Consider the following 24,091-nt stretch of genomic DNA (forward strand, 5'->3'; position numbering starts at 1 on the left):
TCTAGTCTATTACATTTAAGGACATCAGCTTGCCGTCTACCTTAGACTCCGAAAAAGTGATAGGCAGCATGCCTTCCGGGAACGGTACCTCGAAGCGGTAAACACCGACCTTTTCATCGCTTTTATCCGATAATTCCTTGGCTTCATAACCGCCTTGAATGCCAGCCTTTGTTAGCAGCTCCAGGGTCTTCTGCAAGCTTGCACCTTTATATTTGTCATGCAAATTGTTTGACCACGTCAGCTCATCCCAATCAGGAGCTTTCACGTTCACGCCTGCCTGCCGCATCGTCTCCAGCAAATTGGCGACCATGCGCCCATCACCTTCCTGCATGGCGCAAGCAAGCGCTAGGTAAGCTCGGTCAGTCGTAGGAACGTAATTCGTTTTATTTTTGGCTGCCAGCAATTCTAATAGATTCTCCGTATTCTGTTCTGCGGTGAACCAATACGTATGGAAATCCATTGGATTCGTTCGGCTTGTGCCTGGGATCAAGTACCGCCCGTCATCCGAAACACGGAATACCTGTGCAATATCAAAACGTGCTGGATATTGCATGGCAAAAATCTGACTGCCGTCTCCGCTAACCATCATTTGAATGGAAAATGGCTCACGCGGCCGCTCATTCCCCGGCAGGATCGAAGCAGAACCACGTATGCTGGAGTAGTAGAAGCTGCCATTGGCAGCAGTTTCCAGGACAAGTCTGTACATCAACCGGCTCTTGTGCATGATCGGCTTTACGTCGATTTGGGTTGAATGCCCATTTACTGTGCGAATATCCTCATTCACCTGCCATGTAATGTCGGCTATTCCATGCAGTTCGTCTGGCTTCTTCTCTCCGGACAAGTCCGGAAGCCTTATTGCAATACTATAATCACTTGTCTGCCACTCGTAAGCTGTATAGTTCTGCTTTGACGCATAGAATACGTCGGAGAAATTCGTCAAGTAGGAAATACCGTTGAGCTGCTTTTTACTACCGAATTCAAACGCACTTAAGTGCTTTCCGGAAGCTGCAAAAATCCCCGCCACAACTAGTAACGGCACGAGCGCCACAATTATAGCGTTTACCATTTTATACTCGCGGGCCTCTCCGAATGGCTGATCAGGAGTCTGTTCACCGTCTAGCTTTAACTTCACTGCCAGCCTTCTCATTAGCTCGCTAATCAGCAGGGTTCCAATGCTTGCGTAAGCGATCAACGGTACCGCGTAGCCCAACGGAGGCGGCAGTGATCGAAATAAGCTGACAATTAGCGTGCAAAGCATAGCAAACAGCGCAAGCGGCAGCAATGTGCCGAAATAGCGCCGAAACATGCGTGGCGCCTTCGCCAATGCATCGCTAAAGGTGATATTTTGGAGGACAATCAAATATGGTGTAAGCGAATAAAACATTAAAGCAACCATCAATATGAGCCCAACCGGAAAAAAAGCTGCAGCAAGGAAAACGATTACCGCGCCAAGCACGCTTTGAAAAAGAGACCATGCTACCATATCGCCGAAATACCTGCGTCCGCACGCGATCAGAGGGACTGCCTTACGGTTCAGAACCCAACCTTTCAGACCTCCGAGGTACATACCCCGGACAAAACTTTGCACCACCATTACAGCCGCCGATACAAGGAATGCCGCGATTCCCCATGCCGGAGCCCCGGCCTGAAGATACGTGTATGGGATTTTTAGGTCCGCAAGAGATGGCATATATAAAGGAATCGTTGCATTAAACCCGGCTGTCTGCACAGAAGCACCAGTTGTCGTTACCAGTGACTGAGAATATGGAAACACGGAAAATCCAAAATAAATGCCAAGCCCGACTACAGTCGTAATCAATACTTCAAACACCATCACCAAAACAATTAATCGTGTATAGGCCATTTTTACCTCCTTACAAGTCATCTCTCCCAATATTTGACGCATTTGGAGAGTGATTGTTCCGTTAGCTGGGGATAGTTTAATCGTGTTATTAACAACAACTTATCCCAAAATACAAAAAAACCGCGATTTACGCGGTTTTTAATGAGATCATGCTCTTGTCGTCTATTTCTATTCATATTCATCGGATTTTCTTCTCTCCCGGCGTAAAAGGAATAGTAAGAATCCGAGCCCCACCGTAGCGAACACGGCAAATATACAACCGAATATTAACATGAAATAGTCCATATCCATGATTTTTACCACCTGATGATTATGACCTGGAATTTCCAAATGTATGTTACCACTAAATTTAAAACAAGGCAACTTGGGACGTTTAGGGCTACTTAATACAATGGTTTCTTAAACGGCCATCATGACGGTGCTTTCGATAAAAGGGGGAATTCCCGGCAGTAGGCCACTGAAAAGTCCCTTTAAGTAAAAAAGGTACAGCCCTCTCAAAAAATTGAGAATGCTGTACCTTCGATCCAAGGATGCTTTATTGCGGCGTGTAGCCTGAGTTAAGAAGTAGTTCGTACGGAACACTCGGATCTGTTCCAGAATACGTATAGCTTCTTGTGGTGACGGTTACTTTTGCCCCAGCAGGAACGTACAACTGCCAGTTTTCACGGCCATTTGCACTCCAAAGTCGAGTTGAAGCACCCGGAGCACTTCCACCAGAAATACCTACTGAATTAATACCGTAATTTAAAGTCGTGTAGTTTGGCTGCCAGAAATAAAGGAATACCGTTCTAGCTGAACCTGTATCGTTTGTCCATTGGAAATAATCGATATCATCAAAATTAGCGAAAGTACCTGTAAAATAATCTCCTACTCCGTAAAAGATATTCGGGTTACTCGCACTGTCTGGTTCCGGGAGAGCAGGTCTTGCAAATGCAGATGAGGTGAGTGACATAAATACTGCGAATGCTGCCAGGACTGTTACTACTTTTCTTTTCATTGATAGTTCCTCCTAAAATATAAAATAAATTCCATTACATAATAGTAGACACTATCATATGATTATTTGTTACAAGAATTGGAAAAATATTTTTCAATTGTTTTCCAAGGTTTGTTTCAAAGCCCACTTTTATAGTAGTTAAGTTTATCTCTGTCGCAATATGCTGCAATTTTGAATAATGTTATAGTTCTCTTCTGAATTGAAAACTTCGCCGCTTGTAAGGTTTTTGCGGTGATATGCATTATTAGCGATACAGCAGCAACAAAAAGAAAACCACCCTACGGGTGGATAGTCGCAAGGTGGAGTAATATGCCTACTCAGTACGTAGTTCTTCAATAAACTTGGAGAAACTCTCTGAGATAAGTACTAAATGATCATAGGTTGGTGTATCACTATCATCATTCATGTAATCCCAGTAGTAAATAAATCCAGTATTATTGCCTTCTACCGAAATGCACAGTAAATTTCTAAGAGGGTCTTCTCCAAATGTAATTATATTGGATGGAAGGTTTCCTTCTTCTTTGTTGAAAAACAGAAAATTTCCAACCAAGCTAGGCACTTTCCTATCAAATAAAGGAAGAACAGAAATGAGATAGCTTGTTAAAAATCCATTTTTAGTAGTGAACATCACATTAGGTCTTGGTTTCCCACCATTGTACTTTAATAAAAAATCCTTGTAATCATTTGGTAGTATAAACCCATATCTCTTCTCTACTTCTTGAATAGCTTCTAAAGATATAGGGGCAAAAGTATTGTCCATTTCAAAATGCATTTTGAGCACCTTTTTTCTTTACTAATAATTCTAACATATTCAAAAAAATCTTAGTACAAGCTCCAATAACAATCGGAACTATCGGAAACGGGTTTTCTTAACATACGTATACAAATTCAAACTCAGCGGATTCTTCATAACGTGCCAAGTAGTGCCATTTTTAGTTGCTAGTGTAACAACCACATACAAAAAAACCACCAAACGACGTTTAATCGCAAAGTGGTTTAACCTATTCATCATTCAAATAAACTCAACTTTCACAGATCAGATATCCAAGCCTTATCCCCTTCTCAGATCACTTTCAAACCAAACCCTCAAAAAATCTTCCTCTGCTCCCTATCCTCCTTCAAAATTTCGACAGCCTCCCTAAAACGAAGCGAATGCACAATCTCCCGCTCCCGGAGAAACTTCAGACTATCCTGAAGATCGACGTCATCCGTCAAATCAATCAGCCATTGATACGTAGCTCTTGCCTTCTCTTCGGCAGCTATATCCTCGTAGAGGTCTGCAATGGGATCTCCCTTCGCTTGTATGTAAGTGGCCGTCCATGGCACGCCTGACGCGCTCTGATAAAATGGCGCCCTGTCATGACTCGCATAATGATCATCCAGGCCGGCAGCTTTGAGCTGCTCAAGGGTTGCGTCTTTCATGAGCTTATAAACCATTGTTGCAATCATCTCAAGGTGAGCGAATTCCTCTGTGCCAATATCCGTTAGCAGGCCCACAACCTTATCCGGAATGGCATAACGCTGATTCAAATACCGCAATGCTGCAGCAAGCTCACCGTCGGCACCGCCGTACTGCTCAAGCAGAAGCTTCGCCATTCGAGGGTCGCATTTGTTGACTCGGACAGGATATTGCAGCTTCTTTTCATAAATCCACATGGCTCTTCCTCCTTGTTCAGACCTGCCATGGCCATGGCGTTTCAACCCATTGCCAAGGATGCTTGCTGTAGGCTTGACCAAACGCCATAAGCGGGCCAAATTCCATTTCAAATTCCTGAACCAGCATCGTTCTCTTTTGCGCGAATTGATTGTACTGCTGGATAGCCGCGAGATCGTGCGGATGCGTATCCAAATAAAGCGTCAACTCAACCAGGACAAAGTCGACCGCTTGCAGGTCATGCATCATCTTGTAATAAGATTCCGGTACCGCTGGTGGATTCATATCCATGGGCTCCCTTCTTCTACTTTTGATTCGTAAGGTCCAAACAGAGCAGGCCAGAGCGTACCCTTTTGCAAAGCTTCATATGGACTAAATTGCGGCAAACCGGGCGGCTGGAAGCTCATATAGAGCTGCGGCGGTGTATTATACAATTTCACACGGATTGGCGGACAAGGATCGAACGGGCTGATGTAGGGGAAGAATTTTTTAAATTGCGAATGCATACGACACCTCCTTTTCTCACTTCGTTACACAGAGATCGGGCATAGCGGCAAAAGCCTATAAACACGTATATGCGGCACAACTTGGCCAAAATCACTGTTTTGCCAATATTTCGTTATAGTCACCGGATGCTTTTACCGCTTATTATAGGATTGATCCATGTGGCTCCATTACTTACACAATCTAACATCTTGGAGGGCAACATAATGACACGATCCATACGAATTCTTGTTTCTGCAACAATTCTTGCAACCGTCGCCATTAACGTCATGCTTCCCGCCACTCCCGCATCTGCGGCAACCGCTGTATCAAGCAGCGCCACTTTAACGCAAGGAATGACCAGTTCCTCGGTGTCCGTCCTGCAAACAAATTTAAAAACCCTCGGCTACTTCACTTACCCGACCATCACCGGTTACTTCGGTACGATCACAGCTCAAGCTGTTAATGATTATCAAAAAGCTTATTCGTTAGCTCTTACTGGCGTAGCGGACGCCGCAACTCAGACCAGCATCTCTCATTCGCTAAAAAAACGCCTGCTGATGAACGATGCGATGAACTTCGTCGGAACTCCCTACCTATGGGGCGGCACGACCCCTCAAGGCTTTGATTGCTCCGGTTTTATTTATTACATGTTTCAGCGAAACGGAATACCGGCTGTGCGAACAACCTCCAAAGAGCTTTTTGACACAGGAGTACCTGTAAGTCAGGGGAATTTGCAGCCAGGCGACTTGGTGTTCTTCTCGATATCCACTCCTGGCGTCGTTGACCATGTCGGATTTTATATGGGGAATGGGCAATTTCTATCCGCCACACGATCCGCAGGCATCTACCCGCAAAGTCTTACAAGCTCATATTGGGGTCCTAGGTATCTAGGAGCAAAGCGAGTTTATTAGTTTGCGCACTGCCTTATTAGTAACAACAAAAAAAATCCCTGCCCCCATGCCATAACCGGCAAAGAGCAGGGACTTCCTTCCTTTCAGTCCAACTTGATATTTAATTTCAAAAGGCCGGCCTTCCGCATCGCCTGATAAATAATAACGACCAAAGGTCCTAAGAACAAACCGGCTACGCCTAACAGCTCGAAGCCAATATACAAGCTAATTAATGCAGCGAGTGCATTAATCCCTACCGCTTCGCTCAGCACCTTAGGCTCCACAATTCGGCGGAATATCGTAAGGACAAGGAACAAGACCAATAATCCGATTCCCATACCCGTATGCCCGACCAATAGCTGATAGCCAAACCAAGGGATAAACACAAGCCCCGTACCAATGACCGGAACGAATTCCATCACCATCACCAGTAATGAAATCGCCAGCGGATATTCAGCTCCGAGCACCAGCAAGCCTATGAAGGTGACCAGGTACGTTAGGATCGCCATGATGAGCTGTGCCCGGATGAAGCCGAAGATGGCTTCCCGCAAATAAACGAGGACATTTTCCATCTTTGCTCTTGTCTGCTCTTCGAACATGGACAGGAACGCAACTCTCATTCTCAGCAAACTAAACATACACAAGTATAAAGCGATAACATAGACAATCATAACGATGAAGAAATTCGGTATTTTACCTGCCATGTTCAGGAAAAATCCAGAAACGCCGCTAAGAGCGTCGGTTAATGTCTTGGTTAACGTTTCCGTGCTTCGCTCCAGCCAGGTTTGCACCTGTGCCGCCATCTCCGGCGACAAGGAATCGTAGAACAATTGGGTCCGGCTCACGGCCTGATCGACGTATTTATTGACTTCGTCCATATAATTGGGAGCTTTCCGCCCCAAATCGATGACTTCCGTCACGACATTAAACCCGATGAAATAGAACAAGGCCAACGCCAGCAGTGTAAAAATCGTGGAGATGATTGACGCGGCAATCAACCGGCTAACCTTTATAGCGCGCATGAGAAGCACAGTAAGAGGATCCAAAAAAATAGCTGTCACTAAAGCGAGCAGGAAAGGTAACCCTATCGTGAACAATCCGTACAGGAGCAGCAATCCAAGCACCATAGTTAGTGTCGTCTTAGGCGACATAGGAATTCCTCCGCTTATTCATTATCAGGCTTTACAGCGTTGATTTTAGTAATATGTATGCGTACAATTCGCAATCGATCCACTTCGGAAACTTCAAAAACGTGATTGCCGTATGCTATTCTTTTACCCTTAACCGGAGCACCTTCCAAATTTTTAAATACCCAGCCACCGATGGAGTCCACATCTTCGTCCTCAATCTCCAGATCGAGCATATCATTCAAATCCTCAATCAGCACACGCCCGTCAACGGACGTATATTTTTCTTTCACCTCAACGCCTGGACGCTCGTCGATGTCGAACTCGTCATGCAGTTCGCCAACGATCTCCTCCATAATATCCTCTAAGGTGAGCAGTCCGGCCGTACCGCCGTATTCATCCACGACGATCGCTAATTGCGAATGCTTTTTCTGCATGAGTTTCAGAACGCGGCTGACTTCCATCGATTCGGGAACATTGAGAATAGGGCGAAGGAAATCTTTAATCTCATGCTCGACATCGGGATCAGCTGTAAACAGATCTGCAATATGTACAAAACCGACAATTCTATCTTTATCCTCGTCAGCTACCGGATAACGGGTATGTTTGGTCTCATGAACCATGCTTAAATTTTCAATAAAACTCAGCTCCAAATACAGACAATCCATATCCGTACGCGGCAGCATCACTTCACGGGCAATCCGTTCCGAGAATTCAAATATATTATCAAAAAGCACCATTTCATCTTGGTCGATATGACCGCTTTTCACGCTTTCGTCCATGAGGATGCGAATTTCTTCCTCCGTATGGGCTGCTTCATGCTCGCTTGCCGGTTCTACGCCAATCCAGGACAAAAACTTGTTTGCCGCCCCATTGAGAAACCAAATGATCGGACGAAACAGCTTGTAGAAATACAAAAGCGGCGCAGACAGCCACAGCGAGGTTAGTTCCGCTTTTTGAATCGCGAAAGATTTCGGAGCCAGCTCCCCCATCACAATGTGCAGAAACGTAATAAAGCCAAATGAAACAATGAAGGAAGCGGCATGTGTATATACGGAAGCTTGCAAGCCTAGCATGTGGAAAAAAGGTTCCATAATCAGCTCGGAAACAGCCGGTTCCCCAACCCAGCCTAAACCCAGCGAGGCCAGCGTAATGCCCAGCTGCGTAGCTGATAAATACGTATCCAATTGCGATGTGACTTTGCTCGCATACTTGGCTTTGCCGTTGCCTTCATTAAGAAGCTGCTGAATGCGGGAATGCCGAACCTTCACAAGCGCAAATTCAGCAGCGACGAAGAAACCGTTCAGAAAAACGAGAATAAATACTAATACCAAATTAAGAACGATGGGTCCAATTTCAAAGGAAGTATGTGGCAATTGCGGATATCTCCTTCAGATTGATGATATTAGATAATGGCTTTACGCTTTTTGAAGTCCACGGAACGGTAATAAGAGTCGGCAACCAGCAGGTTCGGTCCGCAGCAAGAAGCTGCGCTGCAGAAGCAGTTAACCTTTTGATTGAGCGGATTATGCTCCCATCTTGCAAAAATATCATCCAGAGGATCGTCATGAATATTGCCCAAAGGGGGTTCATTGGCAAAATCCGTAACGAACACCTCGCCGGTAAATGTGCTCACATTCAAGCGGTTTCGTCCGTCCGGATCATTCCTGACCGTAACATTCGGCTCCTCGCGAAGCCTTTTGACCAGCGTCCGGTCCTCTTCGAGCTCATTGCAAGCAAAGAACGGCAATGTACCGAATAACATCCACATATCGCGATTCCTGCTGTCCAACAACCGGTGAATGCTGCTTCTTAACTCGTCCAGCGAAACCATTGGCAAATGTGAGGCAAAGGAGCTCGCATACATCGGGTGAACCTCGTGGCGTTTGCAGCCCATTTCATCAATAAGCTTGTGGATTTGCGGCAGTTTCTCATGCGTACGCGTGTTGATCATCGATTCCGCCGAGACATATAGCCCGCCTTTGCTGAGCGCTATCGTATTTTCCACCATACGTTCGTACATGCGCACCGCCGTTTCACGTCCTACAGGACGCTGAGAATTAACGAAGCCGACTTGGTGGAAATCGTCCGCATTTAAGTAATTAAAGGAGATATGCATAACATCCAAATAGGGAGCCAGAAGCTCATATCGCTCTAAGTCCAGCGTCAAATTGGAATTGATTTGAGTTCGAACGCCGCGATCGCGGGCATATTGAAGGATAGGCAGCATATAGTCTTTGACGATCTTGATATGGTAGGATGGTTCTCCGCCTGTCAAACTAATCGTCTCCAAATGCTCTACCTGATCCAGCTTATTCAAAATAACCGGCAAGGGAATACGAGGCCCTTCCGTCATCGTTAACGAATCGCCTACCGCGCAGTGCTCACACCTCATATTGCACAGATTCGTAATCGTTAACTCTACACTTGTAAGTACGTGCTTCCCGTATTGGCGATAAGACCGAATCGGGTCCCAAGGATCGTACGCGGGAGATAGCTCCGGTAACAAGGAGCGTGTTCCATTCATATTCATGCTGTTTACACCTGACCTATCATTTCCTATTCACTTGCTATTTGTTCTTATCATGCCTATACCTATGCCCTTTATTGTAACTTATGATTCGTAAAAAAGGAAACCGCCCTCCCGTTCTGCTACTGTTTTTTCGCATGAACAGACGATTTCATCCGCAGCCACTTCGGCGCCCACCAGTTCGCATCCCCAAGCAGCTTCATCAAAGCGGGAACGAGCATCACGCGAACAATCGTCGCGTCGATCAGAACCGCAAGGCCAAGCCCCAAACCGAGCGCCTTCATAATTTCAATATCCGTGAAAATGAACGAACCGACGACAACGACTAAAATGAAAGCCGCGCTGGTGATCAAGCTGCCTGTTTTTTTAAGGCCTTCCGCAGTGCTCTTATCGTTATCGCCGCTTGCTTCATATTCCTCCATAATGCGGGAAATCAAGAAAACTTCATAATCCATCGAGATGCCGAACACAACGCAAAAAATAATGACCGGCAGCGTCGCACTGACATAGCCAATGGATGTAATGTGCAGCAGATCCGCCATGTAGCCGTGCTGAAACACTAACACCACACAGCCGAGACTCGCTCCGAGACTTAGCATATTCATCAGAACGGCCTTAAGCGGCAGCAGGACAGACCGGAAGGCAAACAGAAGGACGATATAGGTGATCCCCATGACGAAAGTGAGTACCATAGGGATCTCATTCTGAATCCGATCGATGATATCAAGCCGGTATGCAGGGCCGCCAGTGACTGCGACATAGAGGCCGCCACGGTCCAAGGCGCGAAGCTTCCGCACTAGCCCGTCCGTCGTCGTGTCATCCGGGTCCTTCTCAGGAACGATCACGAGAAGGGCTGTGTGCGATTTCGCCAGCTTACCTCCTTCGATTTTCTCTTTGACTCCTGGAGCTTTCAACATGCCGGCTAATTCAGCATCTGTATGTTGGCCAAGTGAATTGAGATAGCTCTGAATTTCTTTGACGCCGGAAATGTCTTTCACCTGATCCTCGTAAGCTCGGATTTGGCGTATCGATGACTCTTCCCATACTTCATCTTTCGTATGTACAAGGATTTGGATCGGTCCCATCATGCGCGGGTCATAAGCCGCTTTCAGCAAATCGGACCCATATCGCGACTCGTAGCTCGGAGGCAGTACCTCCGCATTGGGCACGCTCAGCTTCATTTGACCAATGGGCGTCATGGCATAGATCAAAGCTCCGCCGACAAGGACCACCAACAGGATCGGCCTTTTCATCACGCCATAAGCGACCTTTTCCCAGAAACGCGACGTTTCCTGCTTACGAAAGCGCTTAGGGAGCACCTGCAGGGAGTTGATCCGCTCCCCAAGCAGCCCCAGCAGGGAAAGTAGCATCGTGTTGGCGACAACGACGGAGATGGAGACAACGATGATTCCTCCTAAGCACAAGGAACGAAAGAAGGTAAGATCCACGAACAGCATCCCCAGAAGTCCGATCAAAACCGCAATGCCGGAAAAGAAAATCGATTTCCCCGCCGTCTGGCAAGTCATCGCTACGGCTTCAGCTGCATTCGGCTGCAGCTTGAGTTCCTCCCTGAAACGGCTGACCAGGAACAACGCATAATCAATACCGACAGCAAGTCCCAGCATTGTCACCATATTGGGGAGGAAATTCGATAAGGATTGGTGCTGCGCGATAAAATAAGTAATTCCAAGCGTCAGGGTTACACTCATGAGACCTACAATCATAGGCAGGAGTGCCGCGACTAACGTTCCAAAAACAATTAACAATACGATAAGCGCGATCGGCAAGCCAATCGCTTCCGATTTGGCAATATCATGCTTGCTCGCTTCCTGCATGTCATGCAAGATAGCGGGTCCTCCCGTTACGTAGACCTTCATTCCCGCAGGCGGATGCACGCGCTCTTTCAGTTCGGGGTATTTCTCTAGTGCCGGGTCCGTGTCCAGGTCTAACGATACGGTGACAGCCTGCACATCCGTATGCCCCTCGTTTCGCGGTGTGGTGATGAAATTCACACTTTCTACATACGGCAGCTTCTTCAATTCGCTTAGCGAATCCATGATCGCTTGCTGCTGCGCTTTCTCCGTCATATCGAGGCCAATTCCCGTATACACCAGGTTAAGACTCGTAAGCGGTACGCCAAGCTCATCCCTCAATTGGATCAAACCGCGGTCTGACTCGCTGCCTTTGGGTGTAAAGCCGTTGTCTTTGAGGATGCCGGGTGTTTTCTGAGCAAAAATAGCGAAGCTAAGGAGCAGCAGCACGCCAATTATAAGTACAAGCCAACGAAACCTGTACATGGCGTATCCCCATCTCCAAAATTTCCCTTTCACCGCTGATTCTCTCACATTCATCCCCCCTGATTTGCAAAAAGAACCTGGGAGCCCAGGTTCTTCATATTCGTTATCTCTATTTTATCTCAAAGTATGGCTGGCATACCCGATTCTGTGTCCAGATCATTGATTTTAATTTCACCGATTTCTGAAATTAAGATGGAATGCTTCGTTGACAGATCGATTTCGTAAGGTTCTTTCAGGTCTCTTCCCGATTCATCCTGCAGAATCCGGACAACCGGCCTTTGCGGAAACGTCATATTTAATTTGGATACGATACCGAATTCGCCTGTGTTCAATTTTACGGTAATCCCTAGCGGGTAAATCGCAATCTTATCGCGGAACAAAGCAATTTGGCTTTGATCGTACATCGTGCCTGAGCCTGCAAATAGCTGCTCCATGGCTTCATGCGGCAATAACGGCCTGCGATATACACGTGTTGTCGTCATCGCGTCGTAAGAGTCTACTAACCCGATCCATCTTGCAAATTCATTAATGTCCGGAGCTTCCAAGCCTCTCGGGTAGCCGCTTCCGTTCATTCGTTCATGATGCTGTAAAGCGCAGTGTGCAGACAGCAGCGGAATGTTCGGTTCATTTTTCAAAATTTGAAAACCGTAGGTCGTATGATTTTTCATTTCCGCGAATTCGTCCGCAGTCAATTGAGACGGCTTGCGCAGAATGCCCAGCGGAATTTTGGTCTTTCCAATATCGTGGAGCAAGGCGCCAAGTCCAAGCGTCTCCAGCTTTTCACGGCTGTACCCGAAACTAATGCCGAGCATGATCGCGTAAATACTGACATTCACCGAATGCTGAAACAAATAATTATCTTTAATATTCATATTATTGAGCATGACCATAGCGCCCTGATGAGCGCTCAAATCATCAATAATCATTTTCATGACGTCACGGAAATTGCGCCCGATATCATAATAGCTGACAGCTCCGCGTTTGTTCGAATCTTCCATAACCTTCTTAAAGGTATCCCGAATTTCGATAACCGCCCTGCTGCGCGTTTCATCTTGAATGACATCGACCTGAATAACGTCATCGGTCCGGGAATCTGCGATATATATATAGTCAATACCAAAAGAAAATAGCCGATCAATTAATCTCTGCGTAAGTTCAACGTTAACAGCCAGTAAAACCATACCATCTTCGTTGTAAATGTTCTTGGCCAGCCTCATTCCAGGATGACACTTGTTGATCGGCATTAACAGCATGTAAGGACCCCCGTGTAGCTGAGCGTTATTATCTATCTAAATGTAATAGATTTCACATAAAAGTTCAACATAAAAAACCGCATCATTCGACGCGGTTCGCTAATGAAACAAGGCTTATTACTTTAAGAACATATAGAGTGCAAAAACGACCGCTACCGCAAAACGATAGTAGGCAAAATAGGTCAATTTCATATTCTGAACGAATTTGATGAAGGACACAACCGCCAGCATGGCTACAATGAATGCCACCACAAAACCTACTGCGAAGAAGGGAATGTCACCGGATGAAAGAGCATGGTAATTTTTCAAAAAATAGATTCCGGAAGCGCCGAACATAATGGGGATCGCCATGATGAACGTAAAGTCAGCGGAAGCTGCGCGGCTAACGCCGGAGAGCATCCCTCCCGCAATCGTCGAACCGGAACGGGAGAAGCCAGGCCAGATGGACACCAATTGCCACAAGCCGATGAAGAACGCTTGACGGTACGTCAAGTCATCCAAAACTTCCGTAGTTGGCCGCGATTTCTTCTGCTCGGCAATGATTAACAGAATACCGCCAAGAACAAGTCCGACAAGCACAGTCGTTGAGTTGAAGAGCTTCTCATCGACAACATGACTAAACAGAACGCCGACAACTCCGGCAGGTATAATCCCGATGAGAATATGCAGCAGGTTCAGCTTTTTGCCCGTCCTGCTCTCACTCTTTCTTTTCACCAAACCAAACAAAGATAAAATCCGTTTCCAATAAATAATAACGACAGCCATGATGGCTCCAAGCTGGATAACGAAATCAAAAGTTTTCATGACTTCGTCGTTTTGCGTGTTCAGCAAACTTTGCGCCAAAATCATATGTCCCGTAGAAGACACCGGTAAGAACTCGGTTAACCCCTCCACGATTCCGATGATGATCGCTTCAAAAATAGTATGCATGGTTTCCCCCTAAAGGTAAGAGTTTATTGTCGGACTCCTGTCCAATTATATATTCTACTTGGAACATGAGGAGTCTGACAACTGCATTGATGAAATTCGCGCGTTTACGCCTATTCGCCAGGGAGACTAATATCCGTAAATCTGGCAGAATGGCTGGCTGCAACAGCCTCATGATCGCGAAGCTCGCGTGCAAGTATGTCACGGATAAATTCAGGGAGCATATACACCACATCTTTCCCCCGGCTTAAGGACAAGTATCCCGACCCGAAAGTAAACATATCGATCGTGCCGACGGTATAGTCACGGCCAGGGTCCAAAGGCTCATCGCCAACATATACGGCGATGACGCGTTCATAAGGTGCCCTGGAGCTGTCTACGCGAACGGTGATACCGTCGACGCTCAGCACGCCCAGCACCTCGCCCCGGAAGCCGAGTCCGCGGATCGGCTTCTCCATGAATTCGCGCAGCAGCGACTCTTCGAGCGCTTGCCGCAAATCAGCGCCGCTGAGCAGTACGCGGCAGGGATTGATCGGCCCCGGGCAGATTTCCAGCAATCTGCCGCGCGTCAAGCGTCCCTCCTTCAGCGACTGAAGGAGTTGACCGCTGTTGACCAGCCCGATATCGGCGCTGGTCCAGCGGCGAATCCCGGCGGCAAGCAAGTTGCCCAGCGGGGATTCGCCGTACCAGTCCAGGCGCAGCGGCTCCCGCAGCTGCGCCACTTCTTCATCCAGCGCCGCTGCGCCGGCGATGCGGAAGCGCTCCAGCAGCGCAGCCACGCTGCTGTCTTCTTCGCCGTCCGCCGTCATCGGGACGACGCGGCTCTTGAACTCGGCGATCCGGCGCTGCGCCGGATCGTAAGCAAGTTCAATATGGCCGGCATATTGCCCGAACTTGCCGGCCGCAGCCAAATAAGTGCCGCCGATAAGGAGCGGCTCCTCCAGCACATGATGCGTATGACCGCCGAGGATCACATCGATGCCCTCCAGCTCCTCGGCTATGCGCCGGTCCATCGGCAGGCCCAGATGAGACATGACGACGATGAGGTCCGTTTGGGGGAGCAATAGCTCCGTATGCTTCTTGACGGCCTCAATCGGATCTGTGACCTGCCAACCGAGCAGCTCATAATAAGCCGGATATGCCGCTGTTACACCAATCAGTCCGATCTTTAAGCCTGATTTCTCGAGAATGCAAGAGGGCAGCAGCCAATCCGGCGTTGTGTCCGTTGCTTTTTCGTAAATATTACTTCCAACAATAGGAAAATCGGCATGTGCTTTGACAACCTCACCCAAAATGTCAGGCGTGAACGTTAGCCCTTCATTATTGCCGAGAACCATGGCATCATACCCGGTTGCGTTCATAATTTCCAAATTTGCGATGGCATTGGTGCCTTCCGTTTCCGGGCTCATCCGGTCCATATGATCGCCTATATCCAGCGTCAGCACTTGATCGGATGGCCACTGACTGCGCGCTCGGTTGAAATAAGCGCTAATTTTGGGCATCATCTCAAAATGACTATGCAGATCGTTCGTATGTAAAATAAGGAGTCGTCTCATTTCTTGATTTTCAACTCGTCGAGCGTTACTTTATTTTTAAATCCGAAGGCAGCTTTTTCGCCAAGCGCTGCATCGTGAAGGAACCATATTTTAACCACACTTTTGACATTGAGACATTCACTGCTGCCATCCGGCACATACAAGCGAATCGGATACCCTTTCTTCAGCGGTTCACCGTCCTGCGCATACAGAAATACAGCTGAATCCGCCTCCGCCCATGTCATCAGCGCTTGGAACTCATCGACAGCCTCTACTTTCAGATGCGTAGGCTCACCCTCATGCTGCCCGCCACGACTGCTTTTCCAGCTTCCGTACCACGATTTCAAATCAAAAACATCTCCCGCAGCATTCGGAACACGGTCTTCCAGCGCTAGCTTCGTCTCCGCCAAGCCAACCATTTCCTGTACGGTAAATGCTTCATCCTTTATATGTGTGTCCGACACTTGTATACGTAAATCTGCTTGCACCTTGACCAATCTCCTCTCATCCCATAGGCTTCTTTTGCTATCTCCAGGCACCATCCATTATACCATTCCGAGGTCAAAATATGATATGCTGTAAGGGATTCTAACACTAAGCATTTAGGAGCAAAGCCGTGAACCTACGCATCCAACTTTTCGCAGGACTCGTTGAACTTTTCGGGACTTCCGTCCTACATATACAAATTGAACAAGACGCTGTTTCCATTAAACAGCTTAGAGAACGGATCGCTGAAGACTACCCGGCAGCGGTTCCTCAGCTGAGCTCTTCCTTTTTTGCTAAAAATCAAGCCTATGCAGGCGATGAAGACATTGTCACTTCGGCTGACGAGATTGCGCTCATTCCTCCGGTGTCCGGCGGACAGCCTTCCTTCTATGAGATTACCCATACTACGATTGATGCCCAGCAGGTTGCTGCTAAAGTGAACCATCCCAATCACGGCGCTTCGCTCGTCTTCATGGGGACAACCCGGGAAATGACGCATGGGCAGCGCACCGTCCTTTTGGAATACGAAGCCTACGTCCCTATGGCGATTAAAACGATGGAAGCAATCGGTCAAGAAATCGATGACCGCTGGCCTGGCACCCTGTGTGCAATTACCCATCGTTTGGGCAAGGTGGCCATTGCCGAGACTAGCGTCGTTATTGCTGTTTCTTCCCCTCACCGGGCCGATTGCTATGAGGCAAGCCGCTATGCAATCGAACGTTTGAAACAAATCGTACCGATTTGGAAAAAGGAAATTTGGGAAGACGGTTCGGAGTGGAAAGGCAGCCAAACAGGCCCCTGGAACCCGCTCCAAGCGCCAACAGAGGAATAGATTAAATTGGAGATGACTTACGTGGATACATTTTTACATACAGAGCAAGAAAACGGCGTGGATGCGCGCTACTCAAGACAAGTGCTCTTTTCCCCCATCGGTTCGGAAGGGCAGCGCAAATTGAATAACAGCCGTGTCGCCATCGTAGGCATGGGAGCCTTGGGCACCGTGCTTGCCAATCATATGGTGCGCGCCGGAGTCGGATATGTCCGATTGATTGACCGCGATTTTGTCGAGCCCAGCAATTTGCAGCGTCAGATGCTTTACGACGAAGAGGATGCGGCAGCTATGACGCCTAAGGCGGTTGCAGCTGCTAAACGCTTGCAGTTAGTGAATTCACTGGTCACAATTGAACCCCATGTAACAGATCTCAACGCCACGAATGCCGAAGGCTTATTAGGCGATGTGGATTTAATTCTAGATGGCACGGATAACTTCTCCGTCCGCTTCCTCATCAACGACGTGAGCATCAAGCTGGGCATTCCCTGGATTTATGGCGGTGCGGTTGCTTCCAGAGGCGTCTCTTTGACGATCCTTCCGGGACAAACGCCCTGCCTCCGCTGTCTGTTCACGCAAGCCCCTGCTGCGGGTACGACGGAAACCTGCGATACCGCTGGTGTAATTGGCGGAATTATTCATGTCGTTGCTTCGTTTCAAGCAACGGAAGCTATGAAGCTGCTGATTGGCGCTACGGAGCAGCTAAATACCCGTATGCAGCAGTGGGACCTTTGGTTCAATCAGCACTCTGCCATTCAAGTGACCGGCGCACGGAAAGCGGATTGTCCCGCCTGTGCCTCCAAGCAATATGATTACTTGGAAGCTCATTTGGACAGCGACACCATCCAGTCCTTATGCGGTCGCAACTCGGTCCAGATTCATCCGGTCCTACCTGCTGCCAAGCCGCTTGAATACTGGGAAGAGCGCTTAAAACCGCTAGGTCCGGTTGAGCGGAACCGCTTCCTCTTGAAGTTCCAACCAGCTGCCAATTTAACGATGATTATTTTCCCAGACGGGCGCGTCCTCATCCAAGGAACGGATGATTTAATTCAGGCCAAAAGTCTTTACAGCCGTTATATAGGGATGTAGTATTACAATATACCTACATGAACATAGGACTGGGAGAGGAAATTCAATGCATATACATGTGCTTCAACTGGTAGTTGGCGATAAACTGATTTCCGATTCCTACAATATCAAAGGACTTCATCTGCTGTCAGCGGGTACTGTGGTGGATGCAAGCGATATATTGATGCTTAACCGCCACAGTGTGGAATATGTGGATATAGCCCCAAGGGTTGCGGCAGCCGCCCATGAGCCGGCAGTAGTGTCCAAAGTAAAGCTGGCTCAATTAAATTGTTTTCACGACTGCATGTCTGGCATTAAAGACATTTTTCGTTGTGTAGAAACGGAGGAACTATTATCAAACCAAAAAATAGAATCCGCTTTCAATCCTTTAATCGAGAGCTTTGAGGAAGAGAATGATGTCGTTTCCTTACTTCTTTCTTTAAACAGCCAAGACGATTATTTATTTCTGCACAGTGTACAAGTAGGCATGTTGTCCTACTACATTGCCAAATGGATGGGTAAAAGCGAGAAGGAAGCTCTCATCATTGGTAAAGCCGGCTATTTACACGATGTCGGCAAATGCAAAGTCGATCCGGAAATCATGAATAAACCCGGCAAACTGACCAATGACGAGTTCGGTGAAATACAGAAGCATACCATCTATGGCTATGAGTTTATCAAAACTTCGTTAAAGGACAACACCCTTGCTCTCGTTGCGCTTGAGCACCATGAACGCATGGACGGTACAGGCTATCCTTTACGCAAGAAAAACACGGAAATTCACTCCTACTCCCGAATTGTTGCCGTTGCTGATGTCTACAGCGCTATGATCAACAACCGGGTTTATAAGGAGAAGCGCGATCTCTTGTTTGTTCTCAAGGAGCTTCACCGGATGAGCTTTGGACAGCTTGATCCAAAGATCACCCAAGTGTTTATTCGCAACATGATTCCTAACTTTATCGGCAAAAAAGCATCCCTGAGCGATGGACGAATCGGTACCATTGTCATGACGAATCCTTCCGACTTTTTCCGGCCGCTCATCAACATCAATGATGAATTCCTGGATCTCTCGCTGCTGAGCGACGTCGAAATTGCATCAATCGTGATCTGATTCGTTTTAAATAATAAGAGAACTGACGGCCAGGGCAATACCGATATATACGGAAGCAAGCACAGTGCCGACAGCCACGTTGCCGTCTTTTAACTGATCGGATAGCTTTACGCCCGGCGTCAGCCAATCAAATGCCCAGTACGCAGCAAGCAAACAGACGTAACCTACCGCAAACCATAAGCTCATATGCCAAATCGAGGAATTGCTGTATGCGGCGATCGCCAGTATAATCGCTGTTGCCACAAACTTGCCGCCCATCGTGATTCCAACGGCTACGTTCCCCTTATTTACTTCCTCCATATCGCGGTAGGGCGTCATTAAACTAAATATATACATCCCTGCAAATTGCAGCAGGACAATAACAAACAAGCTAATCGCAATATTCAATGCGATCATTCTGCCCACCCCCGAAATTTTGCCATGGATTGATCATAATTGCCGTAATCGTGTACTTCCTCCAAAATAACCTGAACTTCCTTCTTGTTTTTGAAGCTTGCATAGCGCTCCTCCGGAATCGGCTGCTTCACCTTTTGCCCCGTCGGCAGCTCCGCAACAGCGAAATAGCGGAAATTACCGTCCAACTCCGTTTTATATACGCCTACCAATTTCACATCCGTCTTAATTTCCACCTTTAATTCGGTCAAATCTTTATCGGCTTCTTCCTTTGTTTTGAACGTTTTGATTGGCTTCCATTGCGATAATGTCACGTCATTCTTCCCTTGATTGTCCGTCTTCATCGTTGCTTGCATATAGCTAAGCACATAGATTTGGTCGCCGGTTGCAAAATTCTGGTCATTCGATATGCGCTCATTGTTAGGCAGCAGAACCATATCTCCATCAAGCAAATCCCCAACTTTGGCTTGCTGCACTTGATAATCCCAAGGCACTTCGCCATTCATGCCGCTTACGCTCGCTGAGCTCCCAACTGCCGCATTGCTTAAGACAGAAGGCTTCTTATTGAACAGGCTGCTTACGCCCCAGATCATCAAGATGACGATGAAGACGAGCGCCCCCATAAGCCAAAATCGTCTATGTTTCAAGGTGCTTTCACTCCAATCGGTACAAATTGGCTTGCATTCCCTGTAATTTTCCCGCCTGCTCGGCCTAGGAGTCCGCAAGGTGTTCCATTCAATACAAAAAGTCCCGTTAATAAATGCCTGTTTCCATGCGCAAAGCCTAGTTCCGGTAAATCCGCCCGCTGCTGGTATACACGCTTAAAAAAAACGCTCGTATCAAAGCCGGCTTCATCCTTGATCTCTAGCTCGCCCGTGGCGCCATAGAGTTCAACGGATCCCCCTTCTCTTCCAAACATCGATTTGGACACATAATCCCCTGACAGCTCCGGAGAGAAAAAGGTTGGCAGCATATAGGCGGCTATCGTCTTATGCTCTTCCAATGTGAACATAGCGGAACACTCCCTGTGCAATTCCCATACTAGGGCTTGCAAACCCTTCGATTGCAGGATGACTGCATGCAAAGGATTGAACAATTGAATGAATTGTTCTTCAATCGCATAGGAAAGCGCCTCTCCTCCATCATCTATCCCCATCCATTCCTTTGGGTACAGCGCGAACATTTTGGTGATGGTTTGATGCTCGCCGACCTTGACCACGCCTTCGTCAATCCATAAATCCAGGCAATCTACACAGGTCATGCTTCTTCCGCTATGAGCCACGAGCGCATCGATGGTTCCCGTATCTTCCATATGCCGGCCATAGGCTACACAAGCGGCATAGTCCGGTCCCTCGATGTCCCATGCCGCGCGAAGCAGGGTTCTCATTTCTTTATTCGGGGAAACAAGCCCCATTTGTTCGCACAACCACGGTGTGGCAATCGACGCTTCCACATAACCTGTCGGCGTGTCTGCATTCAGCTCCAAAAGCTTGATTTCTCCCTGCTGGTTCACCGAAAAATCAAACCTTGCATAGCGGCTAATAGCCCCTATGTCACCCAGTTCCAGCAGGTCTAATCCATCCCAAAGCACCTCGGGAATTGACAGTTGTTCGTATAAAGCCCTGTTCCCTTTCACATGGCGAACGGCTTTATCAAATACGCGCCACAATGTCGCTGCCGCGCAGATTAGCTCCGCATAAGTTTGCTGTTCCATGAGGACAACTTGGTCGATCCAGTAAGCTTCATCTTCCAGATTAGCCCATGTGAATCCGATCTCCTCCAGCTGCCGGACTCTTTGCTCTCTATCCGGTGAAGGCGTTCCGATGACTTCGAATACCACGGCATTAACCTCCCGAGCTGGATGAGGAGCTGAATCCGCTCGATTTGCCACCTATGCTGCCGGTTGAGGTAGAAGTTGATTTCGAGCTTGATGTTGTGCCGCTGCTCGTTCCTGAGGAGCCTGTTGTTCCTGACTTCGCGTTCGAAGTGGAAGACTTGTTCGTGGTAAAGTTTCCAGATCCGCTTGACGTTGTTGGCTCCTTCGTGGTGGAACGGTTGGAGAACGAGCTTGGCTGATACGTCTTGGTAACATACGGTGTATTTGAACGGTAGTAATAAGAGCGGTGACTGCTTCCCCAACTGCTGGAGGAATACGGACTAGGGCGATTAAAAATGAGATGGTACAGCAGCAGATCATCCCATCCGAACCCGCTCCCTCCGCCGATGTTGTTCACGATAACAGGCGTTGTGCCTCCACCTGTCGAGCCGCTGCCGGCCGCTGGCGTCGGAGAGGGCGATGGAGATACCGCACCTGAGGCTGGCGGGACCGGCAAATTCCAGTCAACCGAAGGATCGAAGTATGCCTTCACTTCGTCGGTCGACCATTCGACCAGCTTCGATGATGCAGGGTTTGGACTAGGCGACTCCGCGGCATACGCCGGCAGCAGCAGCAATTGACCGGCAAGTACGAGGCTTAAAGAAGCTGAGAATACCTTTAGCCGTCTTTTCACTGCTTGTTCCCTCCTCCTTCTGAACCGATTGCAACAAGTAAAAGCTCAAACACATCCGAATCCAAATTTAATCTTCCTTCAATCATTTCGTATTCCTTACCGCCAACGAGCACATAATTCGCTGCATCCAGCGCTTGCATCAGTTTTTCATCCCATGGACGTTCACTTATTTTCAAAAGCTGTCCATCCGCCAATTTCTCGAAAAGCGCAATCGTCATTCGGTTCCATCCTCCCTCATCGATGACTTCATACTACATAAAACGCACGAACCTTCCATTTGTTTCAATTTCGTAAAAAAAAGCCTACCCCTAAGGATAGACTTGAATAACTTAATATACAACACGTTTGGCCCGAAGGAACGTTTTTTTCCAATAAGCTTTATCAATATTGCTGATCTGAACCCCGTTCTTTGGCTTTGGCGAGGCATGAAGCATTTGCATGTTGCCTATATAGATTCCAACATGTCCGACCGTTTTATTGGTTTTGAAGCGACCTGGGACATAGAAGAACATCAAATCGCCTTTGCGCAAAGATTTACGGCTGACCAAACTGCCTACCGCTGCTTGTTCGCGAGCAAGTCTCGGAAGTTTTACGTTATATTTGCCATACACATACTGGGTAAAAGTCGAGCAGTCAAATCGTCCAGTTTGCGGATAGGGACCCGCTCCGAATTTATACTTAACCCCTTTATACTGTTCGCCTTTGCTAATCATGGCATTAATATCAATGTTCTTCAGGACGGGAATAACGTCTTCACCAAAAGGCGACCATACGGGCTGGTCATGGTGGACATGAATATTCCGAGTGGCCGGGTGTGTTTCAGCCGCCGCTTCGCCTTTGAAAGGATCGCTCGGATCGTCGGCAAACGCAAACTCCGGAGAGTCCGCACTAGGATCAGAGGCATCCATATCCTCGATTGGCGCAACGGGCGATGGATGAATGTTCAATTGGTTGCCGCTTATATCATAGGACATTTCTTCCTGAAACAAATCGGGGATGGCGGAGACCGGCAAATAAACGGCATCGCCTTCTTTAACAAAAGGCTGGCTTACATGCATTTCCGCCCCATCTTTCATCGCCTTCTTGGCATTCACCGATAATTCAAAGCTCGCATCATTGTCGCCAATCAGTAGCTTCTGAGCACCCACATCCCAGTCAGACTGGAACTTTAAAGTTTGGATAAGTTCACTGGCTGCAACATAATTTACATTGTTGATAACTTTAATGGGCAGCACGGCATTATCAGTGCCTAATTTCGTAATACCATTCCCCTGCGACAAGCTGTGTGGAAGCGAATTGCTTGTACCCGATTGTGTCACTCCGTTCGGCGTTGGCGCTAACTGATTTTTGGGGGCCATATAATCTTTCCCGCAAGCTGTCGTTGTCGCCAGAACGACAACCATACTCCCAATTCCCGCTATTTTCAGCTTGTTCCACATACCTTCACTTCTCTCCTTTAGGGACGCATTATGATCCTCTATAGAGTGAGATTTGTGGGAAATAAATATGCATTCACCAAGGCAAGAGCCGCTTGGAGCATGCTGGAAAGCGATCCATTAAGATGATCTGAATATCCTCTTGATCCAATTGGCAAAATCGGCCGTTATCGGAACGAGTCCCCATCCATGCTGGCCGATCACAACGATACCGTAAGCGGATTCCCCAATTCCTACCGCACCGAGTGCAGTCCTGCCAATCGCCACAGCGCCCAAAGCCAACTCGCTTATCGCCACGGCGCCGACGGATAACCAGCCCGATATGGCGACAGCCCCTCCTGCTATGTAACTTGCAAGGGCAACCGCGCCAAAGGAAGCCAGCCACGATATCGCGACAGCGCCTATGGAAAATACACCAACGCTAACGGCCCCAACCGATACCAGTCCAACTGCGATATCGCCTACAGCGATAATGCCGATCGCTACCCGATGCCGGCCTTTTCGCACGCCTCCCGTCCGTATGTTAATGATGGGCAGGGAAGGAGACGGCCATTGATAATCGATTTCCCGCTTGTTCCATCCCCTGCTTTCCCACATGCCATTAAACCAGTTATTACTGCTCATACGGCTATCCCTCGCTTCGTAGCCCTCACATCCAGGCTGTCTTTACTCTTATCCTATCACGCTCGATTTGCGTT

The 24,091-nt window shown here is 47.8% G+C and carries 25 protein-coding genes; 4 read left to right on the forward strand and 21 right to left on the reverse strand.

Going from position 1 to position 24,091, the window contains the following annotated elements; translation table 11 throughout:
* Nucleotide 1 precedes the first annotated feature (1 nt).
* The 6 genes from GC097_RS15030 to GC097_RS15055 form a co-directional block, all read right to left on the reverse strand.
* Nucleotides 2-1,864: a hypothetical protein gene (locus GC097_RS15030; RefSeq protein ID WP_171684116.1), complete on the reverse strand. Its 1,863-nt coding sequence runs from the start codon at nt 1,862-1,864 to the stop codon at nt 2-4.
* 535 nt (nt 1,865-2,399) lie between these two features.
* On the reverse strand, nt 2,400-2,861 hold the full coding sequence (locus GC097_RS15035; RefSeq protein WP_171684117.1) for a hypothetical protein: 462 nt from the start codon (nt 2,859-2,861) through the stop codon (nt 2,400-2,402).
* Between the two features lie 313 nt (nt 2,862-3,174).
* Nucleotides 3,175-3,633 (reverse strand): SMI1/KNR4 family protein, encoded by a 459-nt coding sequence (locus tag GC097_RS15040; protein ID WP_171684118.1) that lies wholly within the window; start codon nt 3,631-3,633, stop codon nt 3,175-3,177.
* A gap of 314 nt (nt 3,634-3,947) precedes the next feature.
* Nucleotides 3,948-4,517: a manganese catalase family protein gene (locus GC097_RS15045; protein WP_171684119.1), complete on the reverse strand. Its 570-nt coding sequence runs from the start codon at nt 4,515-4,517 to the stop codon at nt 3,948-3,950.
* 16 nt (nt 4,518-4,533) lie between these two features.
* Nucleotides 4,534-4,800, reverse strand: coding sequence for a spore coat protein CotJB (locus GC097_RS15050; RefSeq protein ID WP_171684120.1), 267 nt, complete (start codon nt 4,798-4,800; stop codon nt 4,534-4,536).
* On the reverse strand, nt 4,797-5,021 hold the full coding sequence (locus GC097_RS15055; RefSeq protein WP_171684121.1) for a spore coat associated protein CotJA: 225 nt from the start codon (nt 5,019-5,021) through the stop codon (nt 4,797-4,799). Before GC097_RS15055 ends, GC097_RS15050 begins: the two co-directional genes overlap by 4 nt.
* Nucleotides 5,022-5,225: 204 nt before the next feature.
* Between GC097_RS15055 and GC097_RS15060 the strand changes: the two genes are divergently transcribed.
* Nucleotides 5,226-5,912, forward strand: a complete 687-nt coding sequence (locus GC097_RS15060) for a C40 family peptidase (protein ID WP_171684122.1) — start codon at nt 5,226-5,228, stop codon at nt 5,910-5,912.
* An 83-nt stretch (nt 5,913-5,995) separates the two neighbouring features.
* On the opposite strand, the gene ytvI is transcribed toward GC097_RS15060, so the two are convergent.
* From ytvI to GC097_RS15100, 8 genes are all read right to left on the reverse strand, one after another.
* Nucleotides 5,996-7,042: a sporulation integral membrane protein YtvI gene (gene ytvI / locus GC097_RS15065; protein ID WP_171684123.1), complete on the reverse strand. Its 1,047-nt coding sequence runs from the start codon at nt 7,040-7,042 to the stop codon at nt 5,996-5,998.
* A 14-nt stretch (nt 7,043-7,056) separates the two neighbouring features.
* Nucleotides 7,057-8,394: a hemolysin family protein gene (locus tag GC097_RS15070; RefSeq protein WP_171684124.1), complete on the reverse strand. Its 1,338-nt coding sequence runs from the start codon at nt 8,392-8,394 to the stop codon at nt 7,057-7,059.
* 29 nt (nt 8,395-8,423) lie between these two features.
* A complete protein-coding gene (gene yfkAB / locus GC097_RS15075; protein ID WP_171684125.1) occupies nt 8,424-9,551 on the reverse strand; it encodes a radical SAM/CxCxxxxC motif protein YfkAB in 1,128 nt (375 codons plus the stop codon).
* Nucleotides 9,552-9,670: 119 nt separating this feature from the next.
* Entirely contained in the window at nt 9,671-11,899 is a 2,229-nt protein-coding gene (locus GC097_RS15080; protein ID WP_171684126.1) for an MMPL family transporter, read from the reverse strand.
* A 65-nt stretch (nt 11,900-11,964) separates the two neighbouring features.
* Nucleotides 11,965-13,098 carry an HD-GYP domain-containing protein gene (locus tag GC097_RS15085; protein ID WP_171684127.1) on the reverse strand — a complete coding sequence of 378 codons (1,134 nt, stop codon included), beginning with the start codon at nt 13,096-13,098 and terminating at the stop codon, nt 11,965-11,967.
* Between the two features lie 117 nt (nt 13,099-13,215).
* The gene (locus GC097_RS15090; RefSeq protein ID WP_171684128.1) at nt 13,216-14,028 is read right to left on the reverse strand and encodes an undecaprenyl-diphosphate phosphatase; all 813 of its coding nucleotides are present in this window, start codon (nt 14,026-14,028) and stop codon (nt 13,216-13,218) included.
* Nucleotides 14,029-14,138: 110 nt separating this feature from the next.
* Entirely contained in the window at nt 14,139-15,581 is a 1,443-nt protein-coding gene (locus tag GC097_RS15095) for a bifunctional metallophosphatase/5'-nucleotidase (protein ID WP_171684129.1), read from the reverse strand.
* Entirely contained in the window at nt 15,578-16,048 is a 471-nt protein-coding gene (locus tag GC097_RS15100) for a molybdopterin-binding protein (RefSeq protein ID WP_171684130.1), read from the reverse strand. Before GC097_RS15100 ends, GC097_RS15095 begins: the two co-directional genes overlap by 4 nt.
* 128 nt (nt 16,049-16,176) lie before the next feature.
* Between GC097_RS15100 and GC097_RS34720 the strand changes: the two genes are divergently transcribed.
* From GC097_RS34720 to GC097_RS15115, 3 genes are read left to right on the forward strand one after another with little or no spacing between them, the layout of a single operon-like run.
* Nucleotides 16,177-16,878, forward strand: a complete 702-nt coding sequence (locus GC097_RS34720) for a molybdenum cofactor biosynthesis protein (RefSeq protein ID WP_171684131.1) — start codon at nt 16,177-16,179, stop codon at nt 16,876-16,878.
* A 57-nt stretch (nt 16,879-16,935) separates the two neighbouring features.
* A complete protein-coding gene (locus tag GC097_RS15110) occupies nt 16,936-17,964 on the forward strand; it encodes a ThiF family adenylyltransferase (protein WP_312875673.1) in 1,029 nt (342 codons plus the stop codon).
* 46 nt (nt 17,965-18,010) lie between these two features.
* Nucleotides 18,011-19,054: an HD-GYP domain-containing protein gene (locus GC097_RS15115; protein WP_171684132.1), complete on the forward strand. Its 1,044-nt coding sequence runs from the start codon at nt 18,011-18,013 to the stop codon at nt 19,052-19,054.
* 6 nt (nt 19,055-19,060) lie between these two features.
* Here GC097_RS15115 and GC097_RS15120 read toward each other — a convergent pair whose 3' ends face one another.
* The 7 genes from GC097_RS15120 to GC097_RS15150 form a co-directional block, all read right to left on the reverse strand.
* Nucleotides 19,061-19,450 (reverse strand): DUF350 domain-containing protein, encoded by a 390-nt coding sequence (locus tag GC097_RS15120; protein ID WP_171684133.1) that lies wholly within the window; start codon nt 19,448-19,450, stop codon nt 19,061-19,063.
* Entirely contained in the window at nt 19,447-20,094 is a 648-nt protein-coding gene (locus GC097_RS15125) for a hypothetical protein (RefSeq protein ID WP_171684134.1), read from the reverse strand. The genes GC097_RS15120 and GC097_RS15125 overlap by 4 nt, the downstream gene beginning before the upstream one ends.
* Nucleotides 20,091-21,287, reverse strand: coding sequence for a glutathionylspermidine synthase family protein (locus tag GC097_RS15130; RefSeq protein ID WP_171684135.1), 1,197 nt, complete (start codon nt 21,285-21,287; stop codon nt 20,091-20,093). The genes GC097_RS15125 and GC097_RS15130 overlap by 4 nt, the downstream gene beginning before the upstream one ends.
* A 4-nt stretch (nt 21,288-21,291) precedes the next feature.
* Nucleotides 21,292-21,957: a hypothetical protein gene (locus GC097_RS15135; RefSeq protein WP_171684136.1), complete on the reverse strand. Its 666-nt coding sequence runs from the start codon at nt 21,955-21,957 to the stop codon at nt 21,292-21,294.
* On the reverse strand, nt 21,954-22,175 hold the full coding sequence (locus GC097_RS15140) for a hypothetical protein (RefSeq protein WP_171684137.1): 222 nt from the start codon (nt 22,173-22,175) through the stop codon (nt 21,954-21,956). Before GC097_RS15140 ends, GC097_RS15135 begins: the two co-directional genes overlap by 4 nt.
* Nucleotides 22,176-22,286: 111 nt before the next feature.
* A complete protein-coding gene (locus GC097_RS15145; RefSeq protein WP_171684138.1) occupies nt 22,287-23,396 on the reverse strand; it encodes a C40 family peptidase in 1,110 nt (369 codons plus the stop codon).
* Between the two features lie 117 nt (nt 23,397-23,513).
* Nucleotides 23,514-24,017 (reverse strand): hypothetical protein, encoded by a 504-nt coding sequence (locus GC097_RS15150; protein ID WP_246294261.1) that lies wholly within the window; start codon nt 24,015-24,017, stop codon nt 23,514-23,516.
* Nucleotides 24,018-24,091 lie beyond the last annotated feature (74 nt).

The sequence above is a fragment of the Paenibacillus planticolens genome (genome assembly GCF_013141725.1).
In the GTDB taxonomy this organism is placed as follows: domain Bacteria; phylum Bacillota; class Bacilli; order Paenibacillales; family NBRC-103111; genus Paenibacillus_E; species Paenibacillus_E planticolens.

Bases quoted from the DNA above. Each gene is read 5' to 3' on its own strand.
- GC097_RS15140 (WP_171684137.1), bottom strand. From the start codon at position 22,175: ATGACGATTGCGCTTTTCGAGAAATTGGCGGATGGACAGCTTTTGAAA.
- GC097_RS15120 (WP_171684133.1), bottom strand. From the start codon at position 19,450: ATGATCGCATTGAATATTGCGATTAGCTTGTTTGTTATTGTCCTGCTG.
- yfkAB (WP_171684125.1), bottom strand. From the start codon at position 9,551: ATGAATATGAATGGAACACGCTCCTTGTTACCGGAGCTATCTCCCGCG.
- GC097_RS15060 (WP_171684122.1), top strand. From the start codon at position 5,226: ATGACACGATCCATACGAATTCTTGTTTCTGCAACAATTCTTGCAACC.
- GC097_RS15055 (WP_171684121.1), bottom strand. From the start codon at position 5,021: ATGCATTCGCAATTTAAAAAATTCTTCCCCTACATCAGCCCGTTCGAT.
- GC097_RS15030 (WP_171684116.1), bottom strand. From the start codon at position 1,864: ATGGCCTATACACGATTAATTGTTTTGGTGATGGTGTTTGAAGTATTG.
- GC097_RS15090 (WP_171684128.1), bottom strand. From the start codon at position 14,028: ATGCATACTATTTTTGAAGCGATCATCATCGGAATCGTGGAGGGGTTA.
- GC097_RS15040 (WP_171684118.1), bottom strand. From the start codon at position 3,633: ATGCATTTTGAAATGGACAATACTTTTGCCCCTATATCTTTAGAAGCT.
- GC097_RS15085 (WP_171684127.1), bottom strand. From the start codon at position 13,098: ATGCTGTTAATGCCGATCAACAAGTGTCATCCTGGAATGAGGCTGGCC.
- GC097_RS15095 (WP_171684129.1), bottom strand. From the start codon at position 15,581: ATGAGACGACTCCTTATTTTACATACGAACGATCTGCATAGTCATTTT.
- GC097_RS15145 (WP_171684138.1), bottom strand. From the start codon at position 23,396: ATGTGGAACAAGCTGAAAATAGCGGGAATTGGGAGTATGGTTGTCGTT.
- GC097_RS15050 (WP_171684120.1), bottom strand. From the start codon at position 4,800: ATGAATCCACCAGCGGTACCGGAATCTTATTACAAGATGATGCATGAC.
- GC097_RS15045 (WP_171684119.1), bottom strand. From the start codon at position 4,517: ATGTGGATTTATGAAAAGAAGCTGCAATATCCTGTCCGAGTCAACAAA.
- GC097_RS15080 (WP_171684126.1), bottom strand. From the start codon at position 11,899: ATGAATGTGAGAGAATCAGCGGTGAAAGGGAAATTTTGGAGATGGGGA.
- GC097_RS15115 (WP_171684132.1), top strand. From the start codon at position 18,011: ATGCATATACATGTGCTTCAACTGGTAGTTGGCGATAAACTGATTTCC.
- ytvI (WP_171684123.1), bottom strand. From the start codon at position 7,042: ATGTCGCCTAAGACGACACTAACTATGGTGCTTGGATTGCTGCTCCTG.
- GC097_RS15150 (WP_246294261.1), bottom strand. From the start codon at position 24,017: ATGAGCAGTAATAACTGGTTTAATGGCATGTGGGAAAGCAGGGGATGG.
- GC097_RS15035 (WP_171684117.1), bottom strand. From the start codon at position 2,861: ATGAAAAGAAAAGTAGTAACAGTCCTGGCAGCATTCGCAGTATTTATG.